General features: G+C 43.0%; 13 protein-coding genes. 3 read left to right on the top strand and 10 right to left on the bottom strand.

What is annotated here, in order from left to right; genetic code table 11:
* Positions 1 to 10: 10 nt before the first annotated feature.
* Positions 11 to 3316 carry a SusC/RagA family TonB-linked outer membrane protein gene (locus WJR50_RS04020; RefSeq protein WP_341291943.1) on the bottom strand — a complete coding sequence of 1102 codons (3306 nt, stop codon included), beginning with the start codon at positions 3314 to 3316 and terminating at the stop codon, positions 11 to 13.
* Positions 3317 to 3985: 669 nt separating this feature from the next.
* On the opposite strand from WJR50_RS04020, the gene WJR50_RS04015 reads away from it, so the two are divergent.
* Positions 3986 to 4993, top strand: a complete 1008-nt coding sequence (locus tag WJR50_RS04015; RefSeq protein ID WP_341291942.1) for an aspartyl protease family protein — start codon at positions 3986 to 3988, stop codon at positions 4991 to 4993.
* A 128-nt stretch (positions 4994 to 5121) separates the two neighbouring features.
* Here the strand turns inward: WJR50_RS04015 and WJR50_RS04010 are convergent, their stop codons facing one another.
* From WJR50_RS04010 to WJR50_RS03990, 6 genes are all read right to left on the bottom strand, one after another.
* Positions 5122 to 5751: a response regulator transcription factor gene (locus tag WJR50_RS04010; protein WP_341291941.1), complete on the bottom strand. Its 630-nt coding sequence runs from the start codon at positions 5749 to 5751 to the stop codon at positions 5122 to 5124.
* A gap of 39 nt (positions 5752 to 5790) precedes the next feature.
* Positions 5791 to 9660: a PAS domain S-box protein gene (locus WJR50_RS04005; RefSeq protein WP_341291940.1), complete on the bottom strand. Its 3870-nt coding sequence runs from the start codon at positions 9658 to 9660 to the stop codon at positions 5791 to 5793.
* A 157-nt stretch (positions 9661 to 9817) separates the two neighbouring features.
* A complete protein-coding gene (locus WJR50_RS04000) occupies positions 9818 to 10099 on the bottom strand; it encodes a DUF6563 family protein (protein WP_341291939.1) in 282 nt (93 codons plus the stop codon).
* Positions 9999 to 10448 carry a DUF6563 family protein gene (locus tag WJR50_RS34370; protein WP_510167117.1) on the bottom strand — a complete coding sequence of 150 codons (450 nt, stop codon included), beginning with the start codon at positions 10446 to 10448 and terminating at the stop codon, positions 9999 to 10001. The genes WJR50_RS04000 and WJR50_RS34370 overlap by 101 nt, the downstream gene beginning before the upstream one ends.
* A gap of 71 nt (positions 10449 to 10519) precedes the next feature.
* Positions 10520 to 11728: a BaiN/RdsA family NAD(P)/FAD-dependent oxidoreductase gene (locus WJR50_RS03995; protein WP_341291938.1), complete on the bottom strand. Its 1209-nt coding sequence runs from the start codon at positions 11726 to 11728 to the stop codon at positions 10520 to 10522.
* Between the two features lie 72 nt (positions 11729 to 11800).
* Entirely contained in the window at positions 11801 to 12454 is a 654-nt protein-coding gene (locus tag WJR50_RS03990; RefSeq protein WP_341291937.1) for a transglycosylase domain-containing protein, read from the bottom strand.
* Positions 12455 to 12604: 150 nt separating this feature from the next.
* Between WJR50_RS03990 and WJR50_RS03985 the strand changes: the two genes are divergently transcribed.
* Positions 12605 to 12910 carry a phosphoribosylpyrophosphate synthetase gene (locus WJR50_RS03985; RefSeq protein WP_341291936.1) on the top strand — a complete coding sequence of 102 codons (306 nt, stop codon included), beginning with the start codon at positions 12605 to 12607 and terminating at the stop codon, positions 12908 to 12910.
* Between the two features lie 110 nt (positions 12911 to 13020).
* A complete protein-coding gene (locus tag WJR50_RS03980; RefSeq protein ID WP_341291935.1) occupies positions 13021 to 13893 on the top strand; it encodes a sterol desaturase family protein in 873 nt (290 codons plus the stop codon).
* Positions 13894 to 13942: 49 nt separating this feature from the next.
* Here the strand turns inward: WJR50_RS03980 and WJR50_RS03975 are convergent, their stop codons facing one another.
* The 3 genes from WJR50_RS03975 to WJR50_RS03965 all read right to left on the bottom strand — a co-directional run bounded on the left by WJR50_RS03975 (position 13943) and on the right by WJR50_RS03965 (position 17351).
* Positions 13943 to 15490 carry a Ppx/GppA phosphatase family protein gene (locus tag WJR50_RS03975; protein ID WP_341291934.1) on the bottom strand — a complete coding sequence of 516 codons (1548 nt, stop codon included), beginning with the start codon at positions 15488 to 15490 and terminating at the stop codon, positions 13943 to 13945.
* Between the two features lie 334 nt (positions 15491 to 15824).
* Positions 15825 to 16325, bottom strand: a complete 501-nt coding sequence (gene tpx / locus WJR50_RS03970; protein ID WP_341291933.1) for a thiol peroxidase — start codon at positions 16323 to 16325, stop codon at positions 15825 to 15827.
* Positions 16326 to 16796: 471 nt separating this feature from the next.
* Entirely contained in the window at positions 16797 to 17351 is a 555-nt protein-coding gene (locus WJR50_RS03965) for a GNAT family N-acetyltransferase (protein ID WP_341291932.1), read from the bottom strand.
* Positions 17352 to 17380: the final 29 nt, after the last annotated feature.

The following is a 17380-nucleotide window of genomic DNA, read 5'->3' as shown; positions in this document are numbered from 1 at the left end:
GTCTTTACCTTTAGAAAGTTAAGCGAAGGTTTACCCCGAAGCGGCGTGTAGTTGGTATTACACCAAAATCAATACCCTGGGCATTACCTGAGCCATCCGAACTTGCTCCCAGATTTTGCACATTACCCGCACCCAATGAGCTTGTTTCAGGGTCTAAGTTCAGGCTCTTAGGAAAATTATAAGCTTCATACCACAGGTTGCGGCCAGTCAAAGAAATACTGGCCGAGCCGAAGGGCGTTCTTTCCAGTAGTCCGTTAGGAAGTTCATAAGCAAGAGTAACCTCTCTGAGGCGTATTGTAGAGGCATCAAATACCGCAAACTCTTCAGGACCGGCACTACCAAATGAGTTGATAAAAAACCAGTCGTTTACCGTTAGCTGTGTACCATTCTGAATGGCCTGTCCATCTTCATCAAGCACTGCTTGCTGTGTGCTGGGATCGCCCAATACTCCCGGAATCACTAAGGTTACTTCCCTGCCCCGTGGGCCATCCGGTATGGTTTCGGTAGTCAGTCCACGCCCAAATATCTGCGCGTAAGAGTCTGAATACATATCTCCTCCCTTGCGCCAGTCTACCAATACATTGAGGGAAAGTCCTTTCCAGCTAAAAGTATTGGTCACCCCAAGAATAAAGTCGGGATTAGGGTCACCGATTATTTCAAACTCAGTTTTTTCAATCAGCTTACCAGTACTGGGGTCTACCAGTAGCTGACCATCAGTATGCCGTGCTGCTACTGAACCTAAAATCTGACCATAGGGCTCTCCTTCACGGTGTACAATCCTGACGGCATCTCCATATCCACCTACAAAAATTTCTGTCAATCCATTACCTATTTCATCTACGGTATTTCGGTTTTTGGTAAAGGCCGAGAAAATATTCCAGCTAAATCCGCTGCTTGTACGAATAGGGGTAAGATCTAATCCTACTTCAATACCTGTATTGCCTACCTGGCCGATATTTGCAATAGAAGTCCAGTATCCGGTAGAGGGTGCCACATCTATGGGTACAATCTGATCTCTGGTCCAGCGGTCGTAGTAAGTGAAATCAATACCTATTCGGTTATCCAACAGCCTGAGCTCTGCTCCCACTTCAAACTCTGTAGTAAATTCTGGCTTTAAGTCCCCATTGCCAATCTGATTACTCAGTGACTGTACATTTATATTATTAAAGGGGTACTCTAATCTTGCAATGTTATTTCCTTGTGCAGAATTAGTTACAAATACAGTCCGGGTAAGATAAGGGTCAAGGTCATTGCCTGAAGTAGCTAGGCCTGCTCTGATTTTAGCAAAATCCAAAAAGCTTGACTCCATTTCCAGTGCATCTGTAAGCACAAGGGAGCCACTCACTCCTGAGTAAAAAAAGCTTCGCTCATCTTCGGGTAGTCCTGAGTGCCAGTCATTACGACCTACCAGGTTCAGAAAGCCCCAGTTTTTATAGGATAATCCTACATCAGCGAAAACTGCCTGATAGCGTACTCTTTCAAAATCTCCGCGATTAGGGATCACTGTCTGCAAATTATCCATATCATGGATTCCCCTGACAATAATACCGGTTCCCTGAAAAGACTGTCTCTCAATCGTGCGCTGATTGGCATTATGGCCAGCAATTACTTTCAGGCCGATATCTTCAGTAAGATTGGTATTTGCGGTCAAAAGCAGGTTTCCATCAATTTCGGAACGTGCTATATTATCGGAGGTCATTAGACCTACCGGCCACTGGCTACTACCTGCCGGAATTACGTTCAGACGACGGTCAGTGTAAGCATTGAAGCCTGCCTGATACTGTACTGTCAACCAATCCGTAAGATCATAGCCTATAGCCACTTTACCGTAGTAGCGGTCCACGTTGGAAGTATGGGGAGCATATTTTGCCAACCAGTAAGGATTGTCATTGTCGGGACGGTAGAAGGCACTATTTCCTTCAGCATCCTGTATCGGATAGCCTGCTACGTTTACGTTGGGTGGTGTATAGAGCAAACGCTCAGTTACACTGGTACCACCTGTTCCTAAACCAGTAATAGGAGGAGAGGTAAGGTCGGTATTTACATAGTTAATACTTCCATTAATAAAAATACCATTCTCCAGAGTAGCATTCCCTCCCACATTGACGCTGGTACGTGTCACAGAATTATTCGGCACTATCCCTTCATTGCTTGTGCGCGAAGCACCGGCTGTAAAGTTGGCTTTTTCGTTACCAGCAGAAACCGTTACGGCATTTTCAAAAACATATCCGTTTCTGAAAAAGGTTTCAGGTGTATTATATCCTTCAATAGGTACGGTGGCATCTACCAGGTCAGGAAAGCGTTCAGGATATCGATCGTATGGGTGAGATACTAATGTCCTACCCTGATCATCGGTACCCAAAATAAGATTCGCGTTCAGAGGATTCTGCCAGGCAGGATGGCTGGTATCAAAGGGAGCTCCCCAGGTACCAAAATTCCCATCTACATATTTAAAGTTATTGCCCTGCATGTACCTGAATTGGTAGTCGGGCAAATTGGACACCTGCTCCACCGAGTAAGAGCCATTGTAAGTTACTTCCAGGCCTTTACTTGTACCTTTACGCCCCGCTTTCGTTGTGATGACTATCACTCCATTCGCGGCCCTTGACCCATACAGCGCCGAAGCAGCAGCCCCTTTGAGTACTGTCATGGATTCAATATTGTTGGGGTCAAGATCAAAAGAACGGTTGGAAGAGGTAGTACCTCCCTGAGAAAAACTACCGGTTTGAAAAGTAGAATTGTCAAAGGGTACGCCATCTACTACAAAGAGCGGCTGGTTATTGCCCAAAAGTGATGAGTTCCCTCGTATGGTAATATTGGTACCGGCAGCAACAGCGCCACCAGCACCAACGATATTTACCCCGGGTACTTTTCCCTGCAATGCCCTCACCGGGTCGGGCTCAGCCTTTTGGGCTATTTTTTCTCCATCCAGGTCAGTCACCGCGTAGCCTAATGCTCTCTTTTCACGCTCAATATTTACCGCAGTGACTACGACTTCAGAAAGTTGTTGTGCGTCAGAGTTCAAAAGCACGTTAATTACACTCCGCCCATTTACTGGCACATCCTGCGAGATATAACCAATAAATGAAAAAGCCAGTGTATTTTCTCCATCTGGAACATTGATACGATAGTTGCCATCAATGTCAGTTACTGTTCCAATGGTGGTACCCTTTACAATGATATTTACCCCTGGCAGGGGGCTTTCATCTTCAGAAGAGGTCACCTTACCCGACACTGTAGCCTGGGCCATCAGCGAGGAAGCGCTGAAAACCCCTAACGCCAGCAGTATCATTAGCTTGTAGAGATTTACTTTCATATAAAAAAGTTTAGTGATGAGAAAAACCATCGCTAATGAAATGAGCTGTTTTTGAAACAGTATCCATTTTCACGGTAGAGTGATGATTTTTAACAATTGGAATTCAAGATTTTACAAATCTTACGAATTATCTCAGGCTTGCCCATACCCCATTTTTAGGGTTTTTTAGAAGTGAAAACGAAGGTTAAAAAATGCATTAAGAATTCTACTTTTCTGAATGCAGTTGGTGGGTATCCATTAGTCATTCACTTCAGTTGAAGCTATATTATAGGGGAAATCTTATTTGAAGTGATAATTCTCTTTTTCTCAGTAAAATTGAACTTTAAGTAACTGTGAGAAAAGGCGATAGACTCAAAACTGATCATTAAGGCAAAGTATTTATCCCCCATAACTAGGTAGAAGGCGCTCACGCATTTCTGGTCATTTACTATCCAAACTTATTTATTTGTAAGCTATTATTTCTCTCCATACCTATGCTTGGGGTAAAAATTGAAAGCGCTTTGTACTCCTATCAGGGGGATAAAAACACCCTTTTCTAAGACTTTGAGCAGATTTTCTCAATATCCGCCCCTCAATCAGGGTGAGGATAAAAACTCATGATTCCCCAATTTGAAGCGATAGCTTATGCGGTAGAGTGCTTGTATTTTGATCTCATCAAATTCCAGCCCCATGAGCATAGCATTAACCCCAAAAAAAAACAGTATCCTGTTTATCCTGAGCTTTATTATTATACTCCAGGCACAAGCGATCACTGAGCCGAACAGCAAAATATTCAGATTGCTTAGTGGGCTGCCGTATACTGAGATTCCATTTCATTTTGTAGAGAATCTGATTGTAGTACCTGTCAGAATCAATGGTGAAACTGAGCTTAATTTTATTGTAGACACCGGCACTAACTCACCGGTAATACTGCATGAACGCTATGTAAAAGACCTGGAACTAAATTGGGGAAGAACGATAAACTTTCAGGGAGCAGGAAAAGGAAAAGAAGTGGAAGGCACAGTGATCAGCAATCTTAGCCTACAGTTAGGTGACGCTTATGCCCCCCACCTGGGAGCAGTAGTACTGAAAAACAACCCTCTGGCACGTTTAAAACTCAAGGGAATAACCATTCATGGTATCATCGGCGCATCGCTATTCCGGAGTTTTGCGGTAGAAATAGATTACCATACCCACACTCTGCGCTTACACGAGGGCTCAGGTTTTCTGGAAGGGCACACCTACGCTGTTCACCCTCTGCAGGTAGAATTGAGTCGCCCTATTGTGCGATCTGAAGCCCGATGGAATGATGAGTTACATACGCTTAATTTGATGATTGATACTGGTTTTAACCATCACCTACTCATTTATGATAATACTGCCATTGCAGCAAATTCTCCTAAATTTCAGAAACTGGGGATTGGCTATAGCGGCAGTATTACCGGAAGTACAGGAAAAGTACCCTTACTACAGTTGGGTGAAAGGACGCTTTTTGAAGTAGATACATTCTTCCCTACTTATCAGGCTTATAAGGCCGATAATTCTACTACTTCATACCGGGATGGCATTGTCGGCAACGCACTCTTGAAGCAGTTTTGTATAGTACTGGATTATGCTAACAATAAGTTTTACATCAGAGAGCATTTGCGCTGGAACCCTATGCTGGTCAAAGAGGATGAGATGCAGGAGGGGTTGTAAGATTTCAAATCTGAAAGCAAAACCTTGTCAGCAAAAAGCTTGAATTGATGTATCCAGCTTTATTCAAAGCCGACTATAACCAAAACTCAGCCTACTTGTGATTCATCTCTTTGGTACAATGGTACAGATTAAATCAGGCGATCTCTGAGGGCTTTTTCTATGGCATCCGCCTTACTATTTACCTGTAGCTTGGTATAGATATTTTTGATGTGCGACTTGATGGTTTCTTTGTGTACAAAAAGTTCATCAGCGATTACCGTATAGCTTTTGCCTTTGGCCAGCAACTCCAGCACTTCAGTCTCACGGGCGGTAAGCGGTGAATCGGTATTTTTTTGGAAAGACTGTACCACCATACGGGCAATCTGGCTGCTCATGGGGGCTCCACCCTTTTGTACTTCGGCAATGGCATCCAGCAGTTTATTGTGCCCCGCGTTTTTGGTGATGTAGCCGGAAGCCCCCGCACATAAAGCCTGAAATACCAGTTCGCTGTTGGCGTGCACCGTAATCACAATAATATTGACTTCGGGCAGCAATTTCTTGATGCGTCGTGTACCTTCCACTCCATGCATTCCGGGCAGTTCCAGGTCCATCAGAATGATATTGGGACGGTCTTTTTTGAGGTTTTTTAGTGCGTCTTCGCAATTGTCATATGTGCTGACAACCTGGTGCTCACTCACACTGTCAATGAGTAAGGCAAAGCCATCTCTCACCACCTCATTGTCTTCAACAATGGTTATTCTATTCGTTTGATCAGTCATAATCTGTATGCGCTCTTACTGGTATAACGTAAATTCTTCCTATTTAGCCTCTAGATTCGCTAACCCAAATTGGGTGATTTTTCTCTTTACTATTACTGATGTTCCTTCATTTGCCAGAGATTGAATATCAAAACGGGCTTTGATCTTGGCAGCCCGATCACGCATATTGTTAATGCCTCTGAAGTTATTGTTTTTCTTTAATGAGAAACCTTTTCCATTGTCTTTGACCTGTATACAAAACGACTCATTATCCACATAAAAACACATGCTCACACAGCTGGCATTGGAATATTTAAGCGCATTGGTGAAGGCCTCTTTAAAGATCAGCACCAATTGTCTGCTCCATCCCGAAGGCAACTTAAGGCGGATATCTTCATCTTCCTGATCAAAGCTCGCATAAAAGTCAATACCGGTATTATCAAATAGTTCTTCAGCGAAGTCTTTAAGATTAAAGTAAACTTCTTTTAAGTTATCATTTTTAGGATCAATTGCCCAGATAAAATCGCGGGTACCGCTGAAAAGATTTTTGGCAGCCACATCAATTTTGTTGAGTAGCGCCTCTACGCCATTACTCTGCTGACCGAGCTTGTTCTGAATAATCTGCGAGAGTACCGAGATACTTGCCAGGTTATTTCCCATCTCATCGTGGAAATCCTGGGCTACTTTTTTCCGTACTTTCTCAATCTCTTTGGAGAGTTCCACCTTTTCGGTTACATCCCGGCTGGAGGAAATAAAGTTGCGCAGCTCTCCATTTTCATCAAAAATCGGCTTCAGGAAAGTTTCGTACCAGCGGTATTCACCACTACCGTCCATAAACCTTACCACCATGCCTTTACTGTTTTTCAAGCGTATTACTTCCTCTTTGAGCTTTAGGTAGCCTTCCACATCATCCGGATGCAGATAATCCATACTGGATTTGCCAATAATATCTTCCGGTTCGTGACCAGCCACTTCAAAAATACGAGGCGATGCATAAAAGTAGATCAGGTTCAGGGATTGTAGCGTAATGATATCCTGGGTATTCTCAATGAGGAATTTATAGCGGTCCTCGCTGGCTTTGAGGGCAAACTCAGCTTTTTTGCGCTGGTCTATATCCACCAGGCTACCATTTGTTCCGATGATTTCGCCATCTTCGTTGTACTCAATCCTGACGGATACTTTTGCCCAGAATTTGTCTCCATCTTTGCGCGTCATGCGTAGCTCAGCCTCAAAGTAAGGCAGCTCTTTGGCGATGATAGACTCAAACACCTGAATGTATCGCTCCTTCTCCGATACGGGTTCAAAGAGATATTTTGTGAAATGCCTTCCGATAGACTCTGCTGCACTATAGCCCATATACTCCTGCCAGCGGTCATTCAAAAAAGTAAGTCTTCCCCAAGTGTCTGTCTTGAAAATGATCTCCCTAAGGTTATTGACCAGTTGGCGGTACTCTCTTTCTCGCTGGGCCAGTTTCTCCTGGTCAAGCTTGCGCAACTCAAACTCTACTTCAAACTTTTTATTGGTCAGTTCCAACTCCGCTGTTCTTTCCTTTACCCGCTTCTCCAATGAACTGTTAAGCGCCTGTATTTCACGGGTACGGCCTTGCACTTCCAGTTCCAGTTGGAGTCGCTGTTCGCGCTCGCGCCTTAAATTTAAGAAAATATACAGGCGAATCAGGAAGATGGAGAGTAGCAGACACATCAGATAAAACCACCAGGTTTGCCAATAAGGAGGGTTAATCAGAAAAGCATAGTTCACCGGCTCTTCTGACCAAACTCCGCTGGGACTCCTGGCTTTTACTTTAAAAGTGTATTCACCGGGTGGCAGGTTGGGGTACACTGCTTCCGAACGTTCTGTTGCCGGAGACCAGTCTTCTTCGTATCCTTCCAGCATAAAGCTGTACATCACCTCCTCAGGTTGGCTCAGACTCACCGCTTTAAAGGTAAACATCAGGTGGTTGTGCTGGTACGATAAATTGAGCTGATTAGGAATACTGTACCAGTTACTGACTGAATCGGTAAAACGTTTCCAGTTGGTATGCTCATAGAAAAGTCGTATTCCTGTCAGATGAGGTTTAATTTGCTCAAAGCTCTCACGCTCTTCCTGCAAGTTGTAACGGTACATTCCATTTACGGTACCAAACCATACACTGCCATCATCATCTTTAAGAATAGCACTTGCGTTGGCCTCTACGCCCAGGAAGCCATCATTTTTACCGTAGTGCTGCACTTTTGCCAGGCTACCATCCTCATAAAAAAACAGGCGGTTGATACCTCTCTGGGTTCCCAGCAGCAAGCTTCTATCTTCAGCAAAGATCATTGAATAAATCAGGCTCCCAGGTATGTCATAAAGTTTGTTCAGATGCTGCACCTCCTGGGTTTCGGGGTGATAGCGAAACAACTGACCATTTACTGTGGCTATCCAAAGCAATCCTTTTTGATCCTGAGCAAGGGAGATGATGTGGCCCTGTTCAAATGTATCGGAAGACAACAAAAGTGAAGCCTGATGATCTCTGACCTCATAAATATTTCTGTTAGAAGCAAAGAGGTAGGCATCATTCTGCCAGGGCTGCATGATCAGAATTGGAATTTCAAATGGGTTACCTTGCTCATCTTTTAAAGGATGAAATTCTCCATCTTTCAAATAGACGGCTCCTCCTTTGGTACCAAACCACATCTCTTGTTCTCTATCTCTGAAAATGGAATATACTGCCTCTGAAGGCAGTCCTTCTGTCTCTCTGAATACCTTAGTGCTTTTGCCGTCGTAATAATTTAACCCGTTAAAAGAACCTATCCAGATGCCTCCTACGCTATCTTCTCCCAGGCTATAAATAAAATTGCTGCTCAGCCCATTCTCCACATTAAAATTACTGACCTGACGACCGTCTAAATAATCAACGCCACCCCCGTATGAGCCAAACCAGTACCTATCCCTGCTGTCCTTCATGACGGCCATAAATGTCTTGCCCTTCAGTCCTTCTTCGTGTCTGAGCTTGGTAAAAAGCCTGCCTTTAAATTTATAAAAACCATCGCCAAAAGAACCAAACCACAGATTACCCTCATGATCATGATAAATATTTCTGATGATTGAGCCATCAAAAGCAAAACTTTTGTAATCAATTTCAGCAGTTTCGGGATCAAAGCAATACGTACCGCTGGAGGTACCCACCCAGATCATACCTTCGCTGTCCTGTGTGATTTTAAAGGTGCGCCCAATGTCCGGCAAGTCTATGGGAAACTCTTTGAATTGTCCACTGGCAGAATCATACTTCAGAAAGCCGTAGTACATACCTGCTACCCACAGCTGCTGCTGATCATCAAAGATGAGGTCCGCAAAATGAAAATCTTTACGAGGGCTGGATGCTCTATGTTGGAGATGGCCATTTTCAAGCGTATACAAATTTCCCTCAAAGGTAGACAGCCAGGGGAGACCGTGGGCATCAATGGCCACCGCCGAAATGTATTCATCGGTAAGTTTAGCTTTGCGATGTATGCTATCGCCATCAAACACTGCCAGTTGTTGCTCGCCCAGAATAAGGTTTACTTTCCCCTCCTGATCTTTGAAAATGTGGCTTAGCCGAAGTACCTGCCCCGAACTATCACTTATTTCAAAATTATGAAATGCAGCCCCATCAAATATTGTAAGCCCCTGATTATTGCCAATGAGCAGAGAGTCACCATACTGAAAAAGCTCGTAGACTTCGGTGCCTGCCAAGCCATCCTTCAATCCGTAATTGACAAACTCTTTGCCGTCAAAACTACTCAAGCCGCCGGAGGTTCCCACCCATAGGTTTCCGTACTGATCCTGTAAAAAGCAGTTGACCGACGACTGGATCAGTCCATCTTCTACCTCGTATTGGGAAAAACTATAACTTTGGGCAAAAGCAAAGTTTCCACAGAGACAAAAGACCAAAGGCAAGACATATCTCATAAGCAGCATACTGATACTGAATAAGTTACTAAGATATAGAATCCTCCATTAAGCTATATTGATATCGTAAGAATAACAGTCTTTTATAAGGTATAGAGCTACTTTTTATCAAAATTCCCCCACTTTGGGGGAGAAACATCAATAAGCCTTCAAGAAATTATTGTTCGGTATAGCTTTCTTTCCCAATACGAAACGAACTGTTCAATTCTTCAATATATTTTAACAAATTGCTTTCTCCATCTGGGTCTCTAATAAACTTTTGATATAAATCAGAATTATCTCTTAAGATGATTTTCAATGTCTCTTTTGTTACAGGAAATATATCTCCATTACTCATATCAAGCACGAAATAACTTCCTATAGGAATAGTGCCTATTAGCCCTCCAATTGCCCAGTACGTTTTTATTGGATATTTCTTCTGCCCCTCTGAAATAAGCATATCTACCAAAGTGAAGGATTTTACTAAATCTTACTACTGCTGATAAAGTATAGTTTTTTGAGCTGATATAAACACTATTACCATCATAAAAGCCCCATAGTCTACTCTTTGCATATTCTTTTCTTTTTATCTTGAAAGGAGCTTCAAATCTAAGCAGTGTAAAAGGAATGAAAAGACGCTCTTTAGAATTATCAGCTTCTACTATACTTACTAGTATTCCTGGGATAGGCCTATTTTCTATAAAACTGTAAAAACTGGAGTATACACCTTCTTTTATATCTTCTGTCTGAGCAAAAGCAGGTGAAATGAATTTAAAAAGGAAAGAAATAGTCAATATTCTGAAAGTCATAAATAGTAATTTCACAAATAAATAATTGTAAAAATACTATTTTTTATATGTTTATTTACAAAAAATACATATTAAACCACCTCCGAGAGCAGCCAGGCAGTGGACCAGCAGGATTGGAAATTAAAACCTCCGGTCAGGGCATCTATATCCAGCACTTCTCCGCTAAAGTATAGACCAGGGAATCGCATGGCTTCCATGGTCTTCAGGTCTACTTCTGCAAGTGCTACTCCCCCACAGGTGACAAACTCTTCTTTGAATGTACTTTTGCCTCTGACGTCAAAGCTGGCCTGCGTAAGTTCCACGGTAAGTTTATTAATGAGCTTATTGGGTAACTCACCAAAAGGCATATCAGGATTGATTTCCAGAGATGTTAATAGATTTTCCCAGTAGCGGTTAGGAATTTCTTCCTTATGGAAATTTTTGACTTTCCGGGTAGGGTGCGCAGCTTTGAAGTTGAGCAACTCCTGGCGAAACTCCTCAAAATTGGTCTCAGGCAAAAAGTTTAGCATGATGTCAAAGTGATACTTCTGCTCTTCCAGCCACCTGGCTCCCCAGGCAGAAAGCTTAAGCACTGCCGGTCCACTCAGCCCCCAATGGGTGATCAGCAGTGGTCCCTGCTCTTCCAGCTTGGTACCTGTTATACGAACATTCACTTCGCCAAAGCTCATCCCGGATAAGCCTTGCAGTCGTGGGTCTTTGATGTTGAAAGTAAAAAGTGAGGGTACTGCTTTCTCTATCGTGAGTCCCATCTCGGCTAGTTTCTTCCAGACCGAAGGGGCAGATCCGGTTGCGATCACCAGCGCATCTGCTTCCAGTTGTTCATCTTGCTGTGTCACTACTATCCATCCTCTATCAGTTTGCGAAAAGTCTGTCAGTCCGCAATTCTTCCTGATCTCCACTCCTGCGGACTGAGCAGCTTCCAGAAAGCAGTCAATTATTGTTTGAGAGGAATTGCTGGTGGGAAACATTCTCAAATCTGCTTCGGCATGGGTGTTGACTCCCGATGCTTCCAGCCAGTCTACCATATCCTGTGTGGAGAATGTCTTGAAAAGGGAATAGAGCTTTTTTTGCCCCCGGGGGTAAAACTTTACCAGTTCTGAAGGATTAGTTCTGGCATTGGTCACATTACAACGGCCACCTCCCGACACTTTCACCTTGCTCAAGACTTTATTGCTTTTCTCCAGCAAAGTCACCTGATAATCCGGATGCTTGCGGGCAATGTTAATCGCTGCAAAAAAGCCGGAAGCCCCACCCCCGCATACAATAATTTTTTTACTCAAAGCTTATGACATCAAAATATGCGCAAAGGTAGGCACTTAAAATGCATTCTGAAAATCGGGGAAAGGGGTAGGTTAATCTCTGTCGTAAAACTGATCGCTGTTGTCTTTGGGGGTATACTCACCTTTCAGAAACTTATTGACCCGCATGACTCTTAGCTCATGTTCTTTGGGTTTTTTCCTGATGTTGTCTCCATCCGGTCTGCGTATCATAGCTACCAGAGAGATGTATTCATCTTCGTTTAGGGCTTTGAACGGTTTTTTGAAGTATGCCTGAGCAGCATCTTCAAACCCTCTGATTTGCTGTCCATGCAGGGAGCCGAGGTATATGTCATTGATGATCAATAACATTTGGATATCTTTAGTAACCAGCGGATCAAAAGCATAGCGGGTGATGAGCATAAGCTTGATCTTATCCCAGCCTCTTTTAAAATCATCAAAATAGTACAACTTGCACAAGCCCTGAGCCAGGGTAGTTTTGCCTGCTCCTGGTGTCAGCAAATCTATGCCTTTGTGTTCATAAAATCTTGGGTCCTGTACGGATAAAAGTATATCAATCTGCCGTTCAGTAAAGTCAGCCAGTTTCAGTTTGAGCTTGTCCGAATCTATAATGTTCTGAACAATGCGCGGGGTTTCATTACGAGCTTTAAGTATGATAACCGTATAATAAAAGCAGCTAAAGAGCAATATAAAACCCAGAAACAAAGCAGCTCTTTTGATGAATCGCATGATGGTTAGTTTTCTACTGCTTATAATTTAGTGAAAGATTGAGATAAGCCTTCATGAATTTGGCATAAATTCTTCATTTTTCAACATCATTAAGCCACATTTATTGTTAACAAAAAGTATATTAGGATAGCTTAAACAAATAATATCACTATGAAAAGTTATGACACTTTGCAAGAGGCTATCAAGGACTTGCGTGCTCAGGGATATCAGCATGATTTTAATGTGGAAAAAGATAAAATCTACTGTAAAAACCTTAACATGTACTATAAGCCCAAAGAGTTTGAGGTGCAGGAAACTTATCGCTTTGAAGGAATGAGTAATCCTGATGATAATGATGTGCTGTATGCTATTGAAACCAGTGTAGGTGATAAAGGCATACTGGTAGACGCTTATGGAGCTTATGCGGAGAGTATTTCTCCTGAAATGCTGGAGAAACTTAGATTCAAGCCTCAGTAGGTAAAATTAATTCATAATCCTTTTACCAAGTCCTGGCTTAAAACCTGACCTAACAGGCTTGCTTATTTTGAAACATCTTAAAATTTTAGACAAAAGATAATATCAAGCTTATGGAGTCATTAATAGATTTTTTTACTGATATACCAACCAGCTTCCGCGCCTCACTGTTGATCGGCGGTATTGTTTTTTTCTGGATACTGGAAGGTGTGCTGCCCCTGTTTAGCTTTCAGTATCGCAAGCTACGGCATGCGGGGCTTAACCTTTTCTTTACCCTGACTACCATGGTCATTGGTTTTGGGCTGGCTGGCGTATTGCTCTGGGCTTCTGACTTTACTTCTTCCCGCCAGATCGGTTTGTTATATCTGGTGGATCTGCCGCTTTGGGCTCAAATTGTAGTGGGTGTGCTACTGCTGGACCTGATCGGAGCCTATTTTATCCACTGGCTGGAACATCAGGTCAGGTGGATGTGGAAGTTTCATCTGGTGCATCATAGTGATACTACTGTTGATGTGACTACCGGACTGCGCCATCATCCCGGAGAAACGGTCTTTCGCATTGGCTTCACCATACTGGCGGTTATGCTCATTGGCGCACCTATAGGCATCGTCATGCTATACCAAAGTCTATCGGTACTGTTTGCGCATCTTACCCACGCCAATATACATATGCCGGAGAGGGCCGACCGGCTTCTGTCTTATATCTTTATCACCCCCAATATGCACAAGGTGCACCATCATTATCAGCAGCCGCTTACTGACTCTAACTACGGAAATATTTTTGCCTTCTGGGACAGGATTTTTGGTACTTATCGTAAAGTAGAACATACCAAAACGCTGATCTATGGCATAGATACCCATATGAAAGCCGAAGAGAACGATAGTCTGCCTAATTTACTTATGGTTCCTTTTCAGCCTTACCGGAAACCTCAGCCCCTTACGCATGACAAAATAGAGAAAACATCAAAGCTTACCTCCAAGGTGTAGAACAGCTATAGCGGGTATGCTTACGATGAAAATTTTTACTTTGCTGTTCCTATTTTTCTCCGTGAATAGCTTCTACGGATACTTCTTTTTCCAGGGCTTTCGCCAGTGGATCTACATGCTTGCGGGTAGCCCACAGCTCCAGCTTCATATTTTCCGGTTGTCCGGCTATTTGTAACGCTAATTTCTTTTTGGAATGCTTACAGGCCACTTCCTTTATCAGCTGATTTTTGGTGCGATCAAGGCTGACGGCTACTCTTAATATTGCCGATAGTACCTTCACCACCTTTCTCTGTCCTTTGCTAAGCTTTTTATACTTCTTGTGTTTCTTCTTAGGTTCCGCCTTACGATGGTAGCGGGCTACATGGCTGATGAGCAGTATTTCCTCGTCATTAAACCCCCTCAGTCCGGCATGGCCAATGATGTAGCGGGAATGTTTATGATATCGTTTGAAACGAATGTACTGTCCTACACTATGCAGTAAGGAAGCGTACTCTAATATATCTCTTTCAAAATGCTCCAGTTCATGTATTTTTTGTGTCTGGTCAAATAGCTGGACGGAAAGAGAGGCGACGTGCATCTTTTGCTGCCAGTCTACCTTAAACTGATGGGCCAGTTGGAAAGCCGAACGCTGCCTCAGGTCCTTTGACTCAGGAAAATTGGCGATGTTCTGCGCATGACTTTCCAGATAGTCCAGGATTAATCCTTCCCGCAAAGAGGCATCACACAGCGTAATCTCCTCTACGCCTGCCATTTGAAGCAATTGTACCAGCAAGGCACCTCCCAGATGAATGGCATCTGCTCTTTTGTCGCCTATACCGTTCATGGCAGCCCGCTTATTAGGCTTCATCTTCAGCAGTTCTTTGGTCAGATCGTCCAGATCAGTCAGTTTGACTACTTCTGCATTGACTGACTTCATGGATTTACCCCCGGCGGCGATGTGGGCAGCTTCTCCCAGGGTACGGATGGTACCGGATGTACCAATGACTCTGGTGAACCCAATCTTTTTGGCCTCTGCCATGACATTCTGTGCTACAAAACGGATGTGGGCCTGCAATACCCCCAGCGCTTCCTCTCCTACCTTACTTTCACCATCAAACATATCCAGCAAACGCAGCACACCCAGCTTCATACTCTTTCCCATTAGCACTTCCTGCTTGTTGCCTACTGCGATTTCGGTGCTACCTCCCCCTATATCAATGACCATAGCGTTATCATCATGCAGCGCAATTTCATTTTTTACTGCCTGGAAGATAAGCCGTGCTTCTTTGCCACCTGAAATCACTTCGGGAGAGATACCCGTCTGCCTGACCAGTTCATTTAAGAACTCACTTCCATTGTGCGCCTCACGGATAGCACTGGTAGCCGCGGTAATGATCTCATCCGCTCCCCGCTGATCGGCAAGCTGCACATAGCGTTTGATGGTCTCCAGCCCTTCTTTAAAAGCTCTTTCGCTCAAACGGTTGGTGGAAAAAACGCCTGTTCCCAGCTTTACCATCTCTTTTTCACGGTCGATGATCTGAAAACTGTTTTTATGGGATGCCTGGGCGATCACCATGTGAATAGAGTTGGTTCCAATGTCTATGGCAGCTAGTTTCATGGGTTTGGTTAATTATTGTGTTTGTTGCGTGTTTTGATGATTGAGGTAAGGCAAAGGGCTAGAATGTCTGTAAAAATATACCGAATACTTTATGTTCGGCTATAATAAGTAAGGTAACACTATTAGTTTAAATCATTGCTTTGTAGTAAAATACTTACTTCAGTTAGAAACTGAAGTGGACAAATAAAGCAAAGTCTCAGACTTTGCCCTCATTCATGATTTCAGTCTTGAAGACTGAAACCGTTTTTAGTGTAATGTAAATAAGTCTTCATACTTAAATGAAAAAGCCTGCCTACCGATATAGTAAGCAGACTTCTTATTGTCTGTTTAACTTTTATTTCAGGGCTTCCAAAGCCGCATCATAATCAGGCTCATCGCCAATCTCTCCCACCTGTTCTTTGTAAATGATCCGGCCTTCTTCATCCACGACTATTACGACGCGGGAATGCAAGGCTGCGAAAGGTCCATCAATGATTTCAAGGTGATATTTTTTACCAAAATCTCCCTGGGCAAAGTCTGAAAGGGTAATTACATTCTCTATACCCTCCGCGCCACAGAATTGTGCCTGGGCAAAGGGTAAATCACGAGAGATACAGAGTACTTTGGTATTTTCCAGTCCTCCGGCTCTTTTATTAAACTCCCTTACTGAAGTAGCACAAACTGAGGTATTGATACTGGGAAAGATATTCAGTACCAGTTTAGTACCATGAAAATCTTTGAGAGGCACTCTGCTTAGGTCATTTTTAACCAGCACAGCATCCGGGGCCAGTTCTCCTACAGCAGGTAGGTTGCCAAGGGTATGAATGGGGTTTCCTTTTAGCGTAATTTCAGCCATTTTTTCTTGTTTAGTTATGGGTTTACATCAATTATGACAAACTTACTATCTGACTTATTGTTTTTTACTATTCATTTGTAAGAAATCAGCACTAAAAAGCAGCCTCTTAGCTATAAAATGTAGTATATCACTGCCTCAACAGGAGCGTTTTACGTCTAAAATGGACAACTTCAGCACCTAAAATTCTCCATTTTAGTGGTAAAACAGCGCTTCTGAACACCTCAAATAGGTCATTTTACAAGTAAATCGTCACTTCAGGGGTGTCCGAATGCTTCATTTTACTGTTAAAATGTCCAACATCAAGTATGCAAACGGCCTTAAATTCAGAAAAAAGGGCTTAAGCAGAGATATGAGGGCTTATGTAATACTTTGAAGCCATAAGAAGAAATAAAAAGAAGTTGAAGTAAGGTCTTCCAGATTTTTAAACATGACAATCTTTCAAAGTTTTAAGGCTTAACAAAGACAGCTTATCTATCTAGTGTAGTCTTCTTCCAGTATGGCATATTCATAATTGTCTGACCAGCCGCTTTTGAGGGGTAGTATTTTTCTTTTCCTGCCTTCCCGCTGCATACCTGCTTTCTCCAGCACCCTTAGGGAAGCCAGATTGTCTACCGCGCAGCCTGCTTCTATGCGGTGCAGCTTAAGTTCTTTGAAGCCAAAGTCAATGAGTGCCAACAATGCTTCGGTAGCATAGCCTTTTCCCCAATGCCGGGGAAGTAATTTGTACCATGCTTCCGCAATTTTGTATTTAGGACTACCCAGTTTGAGCGCGATCAGCCCCACAAATTCAGAAGTATGCACATTCCGTTCTCTGATTGCAAAAGTATAATAGCTAACGATCTCCTGCTCGTAGGCCTGTATCCATTCTTTTACAATCTTTTCCGTTTCTCCTATATTCTTAGGAATACCCAAAGTGTTGTACTGATTGGTTTCAGCCAGTGAGTGTAGCTGATGAATAGACAGGATGTCTTCCCAAAGCGGTTTTTTCAGGCTTAATCTGGAGGTGAGTAATTCTGTTTTTATCATGTTTGGGCTGTTTCTATACTTATTCAAGG

The sequence above is a fragment of the Catalinimonas locisalis genome (assembly GCF_038039535.1).
GTDB lineage: Bacteria > Bacteroidota > Bacteroidia > Cytophagales > Cyclobacteriaceae > Catalinimonas.
This window is presented reverse-complemented; position numbering and strand designations above follow the sequence as displayed.